7 protein-coding genes and 1 tRNA gene are annotated in these 13,047 nt (G+C 62.0%); 2 read left to right on the top strand and 6 right to left on the bottom strand.

The window, feature by feature from the left end; all coding sequences use genetic code 11:
• Positions 1-28: 28 nt before the first annotated feature.
• From AC6HU3_RS02405 to AC6HU3_RS02380, 6 genes are all read right to left on the bottom strand, one after another.
• Positions 29-3,124, bottom strand: a complete 3,096-nt coding sequence (locus tag AC6HU3_RS02405) for an ATP-binding protein (protein ID WP_497474347.1) — start codon at positions 3,122-3,124, stop codon at positions 29-31.
• Positions 3,125-3,175: 51 nt separating this feature from the next.
• Positions 3,176-4,522 carry an amidophosphoribosyltransferase gene (gene purF / locus AC6HU3_RS02400; protein ID WP_497474345.1) on the bottom strand — a complete coding sequence of 449 codons (1,347 nt, stop codon included), beginning with the start codon at positions 4,520-4,522 and terminating at the stop codon, positions 3,176-3,178.
• Complete coding sequence (locus AC6HU3_RS02395; protein ID WP_497474344.1) at positions 4,491-5,459, bottom strand: GNAT family N-acetyltransferase; 969 nt, start codon at positions 5,457-5,459, stop codon at positions 4,491-4,493. The genes purF and AC6HU3_RS02395 overlap by 32 nt, the downstream gene beginning before the upstream one ends.
• 9 nt (positions 5,460-5,468) lie before the next feature.
• A complete protein-coding gene (locus AC6HU3_RS02390; RefSeq protein WP_497474342.1) occupies positions 5,469-7,004 on the bottom strand; it encodes a S41 family peptidase in 1,536 nt (511 codons plus the stop codon).
• Position 7,005: 1 nt separating this feature from the next.
• Entirely contained in the window at positions 7,006-8,493 is a 1,488-nt protein-coding gene (lysS, locus tag AC6HU3_RS02385) for a lysine--tRNA ligase (RefSeq protein ID WP_497474340.1), read from the bottom strand.
• Positions 8,494-8,517: 24 nt separating this feature from the next.
• Positions 8,518-8,589, bottom strand: a tRNA-Gly gene (locus tag AC6HU3_RS02380).
• 370 nt (positions 8,590-8,959) lie between these two features.
• Between AC6HU3_RS02380 and AC6HU3_RS02375 the strand changes: the two genes are divergently transcribed.
• The gene (locus tag AC6HU3_RS02375) at positions 8,960-9,193 is read left to right on the top strand and encodes a hypothetical protein (RefSeq protein WP_497474338.1); all 234 of its coding nucleotides are present in this window, start codon (positions 8,960-8,962) and stop codon (positions 9,191-9,193) included.
• 159 nt (positions 9,194-9,352) lie between these two features.
• Positions 9,353-12,847 (top strand): S8 family serine peptidase, encoded by a 3,495-nt coding sequence (locus AC6HU3_RS02370; protein WP_497474336.1) that lies wholly within the window; start codon positions 9,353-9,355, stop codon positions 12,845-12,847.
• Positions 12,848-13,047: the final 200 nt, after the last annotated feature.

Raw genomic sequence — 13,047 nt, 5'->3', positions numbered from 1 at the left:
GGGAGCGGCCGCTCCCCCCTTTGTTTTTTCAGAGAAGGAGGCCATACCTGGGGTGGTGCTCCAGGTGGTGGCGGAGGGATTCCGGGGTGTTCCTGTACACGAACCGGGCGATGAGGCGCGCTTTCCACAAAAGTCGAGGTTGCCAGGCGGGTTCCCGCTCCATCACTTCAAGAAACCAGTCCAGCCAGGTGTTCCAGGCCAGGTGGGGCAAGGAGGCGCGGAGAAGATCCTCCACGCCGGGGCGGGGGTGGGGGACCCATCGCTGAACCGCCGGGTGTTCCCCCCACCGCCACAGGAAGAAGGTCTGTTCGAAGACATCCCAGCGGGGCCACGCCCACCGGGCAAGTTCCCCTCCAGCGGCCCGGTCCATCTCGAGAAGGAGCCAGGCGTATGCAAATAAAACCATGGCACGCAGGGCATCGCTCTGGAGCCTGTGAGCCCAGGAACTGGCCTGCTGGAAGTGGTGGAGAGCCTCCTGGAGGTCGCCTTCCTCCCGGGCGAGCGTTCCTTTCACAAAGTGGCCATAAACAAAGCCCAGACGATTGTGGATCCGGGCACTCAGGGAGAGATAGGCGTCCAGATGGGCGTGGGCCTCCTGAAACGCCCCGATGGTGTAATGGGTCTCCCCCAGGTTATACAGGGTGATGGCTTCTCCCAGGGGATTGCCGATTTTTCGGGCAAGTTCCAGAGACCGTTCCAGGTGGAGGAGGGCCTCCCCGATGTGTCCCCTTGCCGCAAGCCCCGCCATGTTGTTGCGAATGGTCATTTCCATGGACGCGTACCCGTGGGCCAGCGCGATTTCAAGCACCTCCCTTCGCAGGGTAAAAATGGTTTTCCCCCGCTTCTCCGGGAGGGTGTTGGCCCGAAGGTTGAGAAGCCGTGCACGGTCCAGGGGGTGTTCGGGGGGAGGGAGGGCGTTGCAGACTTCCCACAGGCGCTCCACCTCCCTGAATCTCCCCATCAGGTAATTGACCCAGATCAGTTCCTGGAGACGTTTCCGTTCTTCGTTGAGGTTTGTGGTCTGGATGCGCTCCAGGACGTTGAGCGCATCCTCATAGCGGCTTTCGTGCTCCAGGAGGGTCCCGAGGAGGATCTGATCCCGGGGTTTCTCGCCCACGAGCTCCCGGTTTTGCTCAAGCTGCGAGCGGGCGGCCTCGTGATCGCCCATCTCCAGCCATGCCTCCGCCCGGTAGGTTCCGATCTCCCCCAGGTCCTCCCGGGACAGGAGCCGGTCAAGGTCCGGAAATTCATCAAGGAAATCTAGCAGTTCCCGCCACGCACCGGCAGAAGAAAGGCTTTGGATCGTCCTGAACAGGGCATCGCGGAACTGAGTGGCGTCTTCGGCGAAACAGGCAAACCGTGCCAGCATCTGGGTGTGCTGGAGGGTGGGAACCTCCTCCTGTTGAAACACCCGGAGAAGCTTGCGGGCGAGCTCCCGACGGCGGGTCCGGGGAAGACTCCGGAACACGGTTTCCTGAAGAAGGATATGCCGGAAAGCCAGTTCTTCCCAGTCTTCCCGCTGTCGAACCGTTCTCCGGATGACGAGGTTCTGGGCCAGAAGGGGGACAAGGGCTCTCTCGAAGGTGTCCCGGTCCCATGCCAGGGCCTGTTCCAGGGGTTCCCGGAAGAAGATCTGGCCCACCAGGGAAGCCATGTCCAGAAGGGTTTGACTTTCCGGAGGAAGCCGGGAAATCCGGGATAGGAAGAGCTCTTCCAGATGTCGCGGAGGGGTCGGGTCGTCCGGGCGTTCCTGGAGATGCCGGGCATATTCCTCCAGAAGAAGGGGAAGACCGCCCGTGAGCTTGAGGATGGATTGCAGGCGTTCCTCAGAAAGGCGCGTGCCCCACACCGCCTCCCACCAGGTTCGGACGTCTTCGGGGGTGAGCGGCCTCAGCCGGAACACCAGGGCGGGAAACTCCCGTTCCATCTCCTGCAGGGTTTCCCGCCAGATGGTGTCTTCCCGCAGAGGTTTCCGGGCGATCAGGATGAGGAACACCGGAAGCCCCTGACGCAGAAGGGTGGTGATCACCCGGTGGGTGAAGGTGTCCGCCCACTGGGCATCCTCCAGAATAAAAAGGGTGGGCCGGGTGAGCAATTCCCGGTAGGTCTGGAGGAAGATCCGGAAGGCTTCGTCCGGGGCGAGGAGCATATCGGGAGAAAGGGCTTTCTGGATTTCGACAAGAGCGGACGGTGCTGCCTGGAACAGGGGGTTGTGGGTTCGCTCTCCGACTTTTTCGGAGGAGGACAGGCGTCGCAGGGCATAGATGAGAGGCCCAAAAGGCGGCATGCCGTAGGGGAGGGCCCGGGCGATGACCACCCGTTCATCCGGGGAAAGGGCTTTGAGGAACTCCACCACAAGCCGGGTTTTCCCCACTCCGGGCTCACCGATGATGCGAATGACGTGGGGCTGAGGGTTTTGAAGAAAGTGCTCCCGGGAGGACAGGAGGTCCAGGAGTTCTCGGGTTCTGCCCACAAACACGTCCCGGGGAAGGTTTTCTTTTCGCCAGGTGAGCCCCTGTTCCCGAACGCTCTGCAGGGCATAGATGCGCTGGGAGTCAAGTCCCTGAAGGGAGATCTCTCCGGCGGGGGTCAGGGTGTAGGCGTGATGGGTCAGACGGTAGGTGGTTTCGTCCACCAGGAAGGTTCCGGGGGGCGCAACGTCCTGGAGCCGGGCCGCCAGGTTCATGGGGGTGCCCACAAAGCGGACCTCCCGTCCCGACACCACCAGCACTTTTCCGGTGGCCACGCCCCCGTGGACGGACAGCCCTTCTGGAAGTTCGCCCGTCCGGTCTTTCAGGGCGCAGCAGGTCATGAGGGCCCGTTCGGCTTCGTCTTCCAGGGGATGAGGATATCCGAAAATGCACAGGGCGCCGTCGCCCAGGCGCTGATAGAGAAATCCCCCGGTTCGGTTCACTTCCTCTTCCACGATGCGGAAGAAGCCCTCCATGATTTCGGCCACTTCTTCGGGGGATCGGTCCTGAACCAGACGGGTGTATCCCGAGAGATCCACATACAGCACGGTCACGGGAACAAAGCTCTCCCGGACCTCCTCCACACGCTGACCGCAGGAGGGGCAAAAGCGACCTCCTTCCGGAACGGGAGCGTGACAGAACGGACACCGCATGGCCTTTGCCCAAAGCGTACACCTTGCCCATCAATCTGTCAACGGGGGATGTCAGAGGCTGCCTTCGGGATACCGGTCTGTGAAACACCCGAAACAGAAATCGTTGCGGCCCGCGGCCTGCTGGAGATCCTCCACGGAGAGATACACCACCGAATCCGCCCCGATTCCCCGGGCCACCCCCTCCGGATCGTTCCGGTAGGCCACGAGCTCTTCATGGGTGGGAATGTCGATCCCGAAGTGACAGGGGGCCACGATGGGGGGAGAAGCCACACGGAAGTGGACCTCCCGGGCACCATACGCCCGGAGGAGTTCCACGATCCGGCGGGATGTGGTTCCCCGGACAATGGAGTCGTCCACCACCGCAACCGATTTCCCCTCCAGCACCTCCCGGATGGGGATGAGTTTGCGTCGCACGGAACGGGCCCGCTCCGCCTGCGTGGGGCGGATGAACGTCCGTCCGGCATAGTGACTGCGCACAAGGCCGAATCGCAGGGGCTTTCCAAGCGCCCGGGCATACCCCACCGCTGCCGCAAGCCCCGAATCCGGCACCGGCACCACAACGTCAATGGAGCGGGTTTCCCGTTGTGCCAGGAGTTCGCCAGAACGCTCCCGGAAGGCATACACGGAGACGTCCGAAAACACGCCGTCGGGACGGGAGAAGTAGATGAGTTCAAACACGCAGGGAGCCGGTTTTCGCGCCTTCTTGTACATGTTCCTGTGGAGTTCGCCCTTTTCCACCCACACCACCTCACCCGGACGAATCTCCTCCCAGAAGAGGGGATCGCCCAGTTCATAAAAGGCGCCGGGTTCCGAAGCAAACAGATAAAAATCCTCATACACGCCCATCACCAAGGGCCGGAATCCGAAGGCGTCCCGGAAGGCAAGGAGCCGCTCACCGTCCTGGAGGATGATGCTGTAGGCGGCGGGGAGATCCCGGGCAAGACCGCGGAGACGTTCAGGAGGGTCTCCGGTGGTCCGGGCATACAGGCGGAGGAACACTTCCGTGTCCGAGGTGGTGAAGAAAATCTCCCCCCGGTTTTCCATCCCTTCCCGGAGATGAGGGGCCCGGTGGAGATGTCCGTTGTGGGCAATCACGAGAGGTTTCCCCCGGTGATACACCCAGAGGGGCTGGGCGTTCTGCCAGGCCCGGCTTCCCCCCGCCGTGGAATAGCGGGTGTGGGCGATGCCCATCACCGCCTGGAGTGCGGGTTCCGGTGCGCGGGAGAACACCGCTTCCACCGACCCCAGATCTTTGAATCCCTGGACCCGGTGTCCGTCGGATACCACGAATCCCGCGGCCTCCTGACCGCGGTGCTGGAGGGAGAAGAGGGCCAGGTGAAGGATGCGCTTGAGATCCAGCCCTTCCTTACGGGCGTACACGCCGACGATACCACACACGGTTCCCCGCTCCTCTCAGGTTGAACATCCAGGCCGGGAACAGGTGGAGGAAGACGCGTTCCTCCTCCGCGCCCAGCAGGTTTTTCACAAGATCCAGCCCCGGCTGCCCGGACGGGTGATGCCCGAGGTCCACCCGGCGGAAGCCCTTTTCCCGGGCAAGGCGGGCGGCTTCGACCACCAGCAGATGAAACCCCCCTTCCTTTCGGGCCACAGGGTCCAGGAAGATGGTGTGGAGCAGGGCTTCTTCCCCGTCCCCCACGCCCAGCAGGCCTCCCGCCCAGGCACCATCCCGAACAAGTCCCAGCGCAATCCGGTTCTCTTCCGGAATCGTGCGGAAAAAGGTGTCGAAAAACACCCGATCCAGGTGGGGGGTCCGTTTCATTTTCTGAAAGGCCACGTAGAGGGGATAGAGTTCGGCGAAGGCTTCGCCATCCAGCGTGCGAACGGTGTAGTGGTCCCGGGCCCGGTCCACCGTCCGCCGGGCAGACGGAGACGGGACAGCCTCCGCGGGGAGGACATGGTGGACCACCTCCCGGTTGGGAAAAGACCAGGCCAGTCCAACCGTTCCGTACCGGTCCAGAAAGGTGAAATATTGAAAACGTCGGAGGCTGCGCTGGATCTCTCCCAGGATCTCCATCCGGCGAGCCTCCGGAACCGCGGGTGAGATCCACACCCCTCCGGGCATGTTCCAGGGGAGAGCGTGACCTTCTCGGTAGACCCCCAGACGCTTCCGCCGGGCCAGAGGGAACACCGCGAGACGGCGCCCACCCGCTTCCACCGTGAGGACCTCCACGGACAACCGGGGAAGTTCGTGGAAGAAATCCAGAAAAAAGGAGGCGGTGGCATAGGTTTGGGGGAGTTCCCAGGAAGCCCGCAGTTCCTCCCAGACATGACGCAGGTCCGCCCAGGGAATCCAGCGGGTCTGAAGCGGTGCCACGGTTGCCCCTCAGGAGCCTGAGAGCCAGGCGCGGAGATCCTGCAGATTGCGGAACTCTGACAGGATCTTCAGGGTGGAGTCCATCACGGGATCGGTGCGGAGCATCACCGCGTAGCGCCCCTTCATGCCAAAATACTTTTCGGCAATTTCCTGAAGCAGATAGCGTTCCACCCAGTCCCGGGCCTGATCCCAGTCGCAGGAGGAGAAATCGATTCCGTTTTCCTGCAGATATTGCCGGAAGGCTTCCAGTTCCTGAGACGAAAGGGAGAGGTCATCGGGAGAGGCCGGTCTGGGGTGCTTGCCAGCATAGTCCACGGCGAACTGGAAGAACAGGTTTTTGCCCAGCGCGGACAGGACGAACCGGGGGATCTCCGGAGGCCGGAGTTCCACATCCGGTGCGATCCCGCCTCCCCCATACACAGGGCGTTTCAGGACCAGGGTGTGGTATTCCAGGGTGTCTTTCTGGTCCCCTTTGTGGAAGGCGCGGTGGATGGAGCGTCCGGAGGGGGTGTAATATTTGGCGATGGTGAGCTTGAGGGCATAGCCCTCGGACAGGGAGAAAATTCGCTGGACGGAACCTTTCCCGAAGGTGGTGTCCCCGATGATCACGGCCCGGTCATAATCCTGAAGGGCACCGGAGACGATCTCGGTGGCGCTTGCGGAACTCCGGTTCACCAGAACCGCCACCGGCATGGTGTCCGGGACCAGCGTGGGGCGGAAGGTCCGGAACTCTTCGTTGAACTGCTCGATCCGGCTCTGGGTGTAGACCGCGAGACTCCGGGGAGGGAGGAAAAGGGACAGGACATCCACCGCCTGGTTCAGGAGACCGCCTCCGTTGTCCCGGAGGTCCAGCACCAGCTTTTGTGCCCCCGCCTGGAGGAGGCTGTCCACAGCGTTCCGGAGCTCCTCATAGGCCGTTTCGGAGAAGGAAGAAAGCCGAACATACCCCACCTTTCCCGGAAGGAGGGCCGCATACGGCACGGTGTGGAGTTCGATCTTTTCCCGGGTCAGCGTCATTTCGATGAGGTCGTCCAGTCCCGGTCGGGCGATTTTGAGGGTCACCTGGCTTCCGGGTTCACCCCGGAGGTGCTTGACGGCGTCCCGGCTGGACCACCCTTCCGTGGATTCCCCGTCCACCTCCACGATCCGGTCGCCGGGACGGATGCCAGCCCGATAGGCCGGGGTGCCTTCCATCACACTGATCACGGTGAGCACGCCGTTCTGGGAGGAAATCACGATCCCCAGCCCGCCGTATTCTCCGTGGGTGGCGATGTCCCACTCCTCCCGGGTTTCAGGTTTCAGGAATTCAGAGAAGGGATCCAGACTGTTCACCATGCGGGCGATGCCCGTCTCCACCATCTCCGGAACGTCCACGTCCTCCACATAGAACTGGTCCACATACCGGATGACCTCACCCAGCAGCCGGTTGGTTTTCCGGAGCCGGGCGGCCTCTTCCCCTTCAATGGAGAGGCCCAGGAAAAAGCCCGCGGCCAGGGTGGCCAGGGCCCCTGCCGGCCAGAGAAGTCCTTTGAGTTTCCTGAACATTTTATCCCTCCCTCGGTCTGAGTTGCGGAAAGAGGATCACGTCCCGGATGGACGGCTGATCCGTGAAGATCATCACGATTCGATCCATCCCATACCCGATGCCCCCGGTGGGAGGCATCCCGTGCTCCAGAGCGGTGAGAAAGTCCTCGTCGATTTCTGCAGGGATTTCGGGGTCTTTTTCCTTTTCCCGGAGCTGAGCCTCAAAGCGCTCCCGCTGATCCAGGGGATCGTTGAGCTCGCTGAAGGCGTTGGCCACCTCCATCCCGGCGACAAAAAGCTCAAAGCGTTCCGTGAGGCGGGGGTCGGTTCGGTGGGCCTTGGCAAGGGGGGAAAGGATTTTGGGGTGGTCCATCACGAAGGTGGGATGGGTGATGTGGTCTCCCACGAGAAGGTCAAAGAGTTTGTCCAGAAGTTTGGCACGGGTGTGTTTCTCCGGGTGCTCCAGCCCTTTTTCCCGGGCGATGGCGTGGAGGCGTTCTTCGGAGACCTCCAGGAGGTCGGCACCGGTGTGCTCCCGGAGGGCTTCCATGAAGGAGATCCGGCGGAAAGGGGGACGGAAGGACAGGGTCTGGCCCTGAAAGGTGACCTCATAGGACCCGTGGAGGGCGAGGGCGAGCCGGGACAGAAGGTCTTCGGTAACGTTCATCCAGTCGGTGTAGTCCCAGAAGGCGGCATAGGCTTCCAGCATGGTGAATTCGGGGAAATGGAGACGGTCAATCCCCTCGTTGCGGAAGTCTTTGCCCACCTCAAACACCCGGGGATAGCCGGCCACAATCAGGCGTTTGAGATAGAGTTCGGTGGCGATGCGAAGGTACAGTTTGCTTTCCAGGGCGTGGGCATAGGTTTCAAAGGGACGGGCGGCGGCACCGCCGTATACGGGCTGGAGTTCGGGGGTTTCCACCTCCAGGAAGCCCAGTCCCGCCAGGTATTCCCGGAAGAAGTTCAGAATCCGGGTGCGGGTTCGGAAGATCTCCAGGGCTTCGGGGCGGGCGATGAGGTCGAGATAGCGCTGGCGATAACGCGTTTCCACATCCTGGAGGCCGTGCCACTTCTCCGGCAGAGGCAGAAGGCTCTTGGCGAGGAGGGTGAGGGCTTCCACCCGGAGGGTGGGTTCGCCTTTCTGGGTTCGGAAAAGGGTTCCGCTCACACCGATCCAGTCCCCCAGGTCCACGAACTTCTTGAAGAACTTGACGGCGTTGGGTTCCTGTTCCACGGGGGAGCGGGTGGTGTTTCGTTCCAGGGCGATCTGGAGGCGGACACCGTCTTCCTGAATATGGGCGAACGCGAGTTTGCCGAACACCCGTTTGGCCATCACCCGTCCGGCCACACGGACGGGGGTGCCGGCCTCCATCAGGGTGTCAAAGGCCTCCTGAACCTGCTTCAGGGTGTGGGTGGGATCAAAGCGATAGGCGTAGGGCTCAAGCCCCCATTCCCGGAGGGTCTGAACTTTTTGAAGGCGGACGTTGAATTCTTCGGGACGGTGCGTCAAGGATACCCCCTTGAAGAAAAAACGAGCGGGAGACGGGATTCGAACCCGCGACCCCCAGCATGGCAAGCTGGTGCTCTACCACTGAGCTACTCCCGCCCGTGTCGGTCCATATTGTATCCAATCCACCGGGACCTGTCAAGATGGCAGGGAGTCGGCATTTCACCGTTCAGGGGATAGACACACCCGGAAGACCAGACAAGCCAGAGGAAGGGTCCAGACCCCCTGTGCCACCCGAACCGCTTCAAAGCCATGGCATGATTTTGATTGCCTTTGAAGGATTTGTCAAGAAGACCCACCCACCCGGCCGTCGGTTGCCACACGGAAGGAGGGTGCTGGCAAGGTGTCTGTCCGTTTTTCCGGATGGGTCAGGTCGGAGGATTCGGGCTCTTTTGTGTGCGGTGTCATGGTGGGAGTGCCCGAGTGAACGTCCGGGCCCGCCCCCCACCCGAAAGGAGGGTTCTGGGTCGTGTTCACCCAGGGCGGCACGATCGGGCATGGTTGGGTGGATTCCTCCTGCACATCCCTCACCGCGCTGTCGGGCGGGGTCTCCGGGATTGTTTCGGAAAGGACCAACCTGGCTCCCCGGCCCAGAGAGAAACGGGTGGTGGATCTCCTGGGCCGGGTCCTCCCGGAGCCCCGGGCTCCGGGGCTTGTGTTTGAAGTGGAAAAGGGACGGAAAGTGCTTATCCTTCCCCGGTGATTTTTGGGCCTTCCCAAATCGGGCCGCCACCCCTTTCCGTGCCAAAACGTGGCGTCCCTCGGGTTCTATTGCGATGGATTTCCTTACCCATGGGTAAGTTGCAAGGGGGAGAGGGAAGCCGTATAATCCTCCCATGTCGTTTCAAACAGGAGGTGCATGATGCGCTGGTGGTTGCTCGCTCTCCCGGTGGTGGCGTGGGCGGGGGTGATTCACCCCGAACTGGAACCTGCCCTGACCGGGAGTAACCCTGTGGAGGCCCTGGTGGTGTTCTCCGACCAGGTGGACCTCCTCCCCTACAAGGGTCGTCTTACCTATCATGAGATGGCCGAGCTCAAGCGGAACGTCGCCCGGACCACCCAGTCCCGGGCTGTGGAAATCCTCACCGCGTCCCCCGATGTGGAGGCGTGGAAATCCTTCTGGATCGTGAACGCCCTGTATGTCAAAGCCAAACCCGATGTGATCCGGACGCTCGCCGCCCTTCCGGAAGTAAAGGTGGTTCGTCCCGTTCGGCACGATTTCCACGTCCTGGGCAAACCCTCTACGGCCACGAAACACCCGCCCCGGGTGAATGCGGTGGAGTGGAACATCGCCCGGATCAAGGCGGACTCGGTGTGGAGTCAGTATGGTCTCTCCGGCCAGGGGGTCCTGGTGGGGGTACTGGACACCGGAATTGATCCCTCCCACCCTGCCCTCAGCGGAAACTTCTCCGGCTATTTCCACGATGCGGTGGGCGGTCAGACCACACCCTATGACGACCACGGGCACGGGACCCACGTGTCCGGGACCATCGCCGGAGGGGACGGACCGGGTCCCTTTGCCGACGACATCGGCGTGGCCTACAACGCCCAGATTGCGTCCTGCAAAGCCTTCGACTCCGGTGGAAGTGGTACGGATGCGGACATTATCGAATGTGTCCAGTGGTTCACCTCCCTCAAGGCGGATTCCGGGCTGGACCTTAAGGCGGTGAACAACTCCTGGGGTGGCGGCGGTGGAGACACCTGGCTGTGGAACGATCTCTGGACGGGATGGCGGGCCATGGACATCATCCCGGTGTTTGCCGCCGGAAACAGTGGTCCCGGGTCCGGAACCGTGGGAAGTCCAGGAGACTATCCCATTGTGATCGCGGTGGGGGCGACGGACAATGCCGACAACATTGCCAGCTTCTCCAGCCGGGGACCTGCGCCGAACACAGGGCTCTATGCCGACACCACCTACTGGAGCCGCCCGGACTGGAACTACATCAAACCCGACATCTCCGCTCCGGGTGCTGGAATTCGCTCCAGTGTGCCTGGGGGAGGGTATCAGACCTGGGACGGCACCTCCATGGCGACACCCCATGTCACGGGCGTGATCGCCCTGATGTTTGAGATGAACCCCACGCTGGACTACATGACCATCTATGACATCCTCACGAACTACGGTGTGGACCAGCCCTCTCAGGGCGCCCCCTATCCCAACAACGACTACGGATGGGGCCGGATCAACGCCCTGAAAGTCATCCAGAGTACCCCGGGCCTGAACGCCCCCTTCGTCAAGGTGGCCGGCTACACGGTGAACGACGCCTCGGGCAACAACGACGGCATCGCCGATCCGGGAGAGAGCGTGGTGTTCTATGTGCGCCTGCGGAACCTGGGGCTGGACGCCTCCAACGTGAATGCCACCCTGAGCGTCCTTCCGCCAGCGGATACGGCCGTCACCATCACGGATAACGTTTCAGCTTATGGAACCCTGGTGCAGGGGGACACGTCGTCCGGCGACGGGTTTGCCTTCACGGTTGCCTCCAGCTGGCGCCCCGGCGTGTCTGCGCAGTTCGTGGTGGACATCACCGCAGACGGGGGATACGCCCGGAGCGAAACCCTGACGGTGCAGCTGGGCCAGCCCACCTATTACACCTGGTTCCAGTATGACTTTTCTTCCGTCGGCCCCTGGGTAACCAACCAGGGTTGGGGTCTCACCACGGCGGATTACAACTCTCCGCCTTCCTCCTACACCGATTCACCGGGTGGGAGTTACGGCAACAATGTCCACAACTATCTGGTCCACACCACGCCTTTCGACCTTTCGGATGCTTATTTCGCCCGGATCATCTTCTCCCACAAATACGACATCGAGTCCGGATATGACTACGGTTATGTCCAGGTGGCCACGGACACGGCGGACAACGCCGCATGGACCACCATCGGGAGCTACACCGATACCCAGAGCACATGGGTGGCAGAGACCCTTCAGATTCCCTCCCAGTTCATGGGTCAGCAGGTTTATGTCCGGTTCCTTCTTGAAACAGACGGGTCGGTGACCCGGGACGGCTGGTATGTGGACGACGTGATTCTCCAGCAGGACGTGCCCCTCACGGGGGCGGTGCTCGTGAGTCAGGGCACCACGGTGCTGGACACCTTCCCCGGTGCCAACAACAACGGCGTGGTGGATCCGGGTGAGCAGGCCACCCTGGTGTGGAAACTTGTGAACATGGGAACGGACACCGCCCTGGGGGTGCAGGCGGACCTTGCCTCCTCCCTGGCCGACCTCGCGGTGGGAGGCACGCCCCAGACGGTGGGGGACATTCTCCCCGGTGACACAGCGACGCTGGTGTTCACCTTAACCGCCGCGGCGTCCATCCCTAACGGAGCCTCCGCCGGCCTCACCCTCGCCCTCTCGGGAACGAACGTTGTGGACACCTTCACCACGTCTCTGACCATCGGGAAGGTGTTCTGGACGCCGGATATCGCGGGTGGGCCCTACATTGCCCTGGACAACACGGACGGTCCCTATCACCCCCATGCCCCCACCTTCGGCTGGGTGGACATCACGGGCACCGGCACGCCCCTGACCCTTGCCGATGACGACCGGGCTTCCGTGTCCCTGCCTTTCAACTTCACCTATTATGGCCAGTCCTACAACACCCTCTGGGTGGGCTCCAACGGGTGGGTGGCCCTGGGTCCCGATCCCGGAACCAACGATTTCTCCAACGATCCCATTGGATCCACCACCGCACCGGACATCTTTGTGGCCGGATTGTGGGACGACCTGAATCCCTCTTCGGGTGGACAGATCCTGTATGACTACGACGCCTCGAGCGGCATGTTCATCGTCTCCTATGTGGATGTGCCCCACTACGGCGCCTCCTCCGATCTGGAGCAGTTTCAGATCATCTTCCTGGATCCCGCGGTGCACACCACCCCCGATGGAAATGGGGAAATTCTGGTCCAGTATAACCGCACGCCGCCTCAGAGCGACTTCACGGTAGGGATTGAATATGACGACGGAAGCGGAACCGTCTATGGCGTGGCGTATTACCACGACGGTATGCTCTATCAGGGAGCGGAGCCCATTGACTCGGGTCGGGCCGTTCTCTTCACCACCTATCCTTATGTGGAGGTGGCCGAAGGCGTGACACCGGCGGTCCGGCACCTGCAGTTTGCCCTCCGGCCCTACCGCGGCGCCATGGAATTCCGGCTGGCCCTCCCCACCACACAGGACGTGGAGATCCGGGTGTATGATCCGGCGGGTCGGCGGGTGGCCGTGCCCTTTAAGGGACGGCTGGAGGCCGGTGAGCACCGGATTCGTGCGGCGATGAAGCTGCCGACGGGCGTGTATTTCTTCCAGCTTGCCACGCCCGGAAAAACCCTCACCCGCCGGATGGTGGTGGTGCGCTGATCGGAGGGAGGTCTTTGAACCTTTGGGGGCGGCCGAAGGCCGCCCCTTTTTGATTGGTCCGTATGTGTGGCGGAGCGATAGAAAGATCAGGATACGCATTGGGCTTGCAAAGAAGGTATCCCCCAGAGCGCGTTCAGTTCTCCGGCTTCTCGGGCATTTCTTGACATCCATCCGGCTTTTCTCTATAATGGCATTGTGCA

This window comes from Caldifarcimen microaerophilum (assembly GCF_055387105.1).
Note: the sequence above shows the minus strand (reverse complement) of the source record. Positions and strands in the feature narration are given on the sequence as shown.

Excerpts from the sequence above, each read along its gene's own strand:
- AC6HU3_RS02405 (WP_497474347.1), bottom strand. The coding sequence starts at position 3,124 with ATGCGGTGTCCGTTCTGTCACGCTCCCGTTCCGGAAGGAGGTCGCTTT.
- AC6HU3_RS02390 (WP_497474342.1), bottom strand. The coding sequence starts at position 7,004 with ATGTTCAGGAAACTCAAAGGACTTCTCTGGCCGGCAGGGGCCCTGGCC.
- AC6HU3_RS02370 (WP_497474336.1), top strand. The coding sequence starts at position 9,353 with ATGCGCTGGTGGTTGCTCGCTCTCCCGGTGGTGGCGTGGGCGGGGGTG.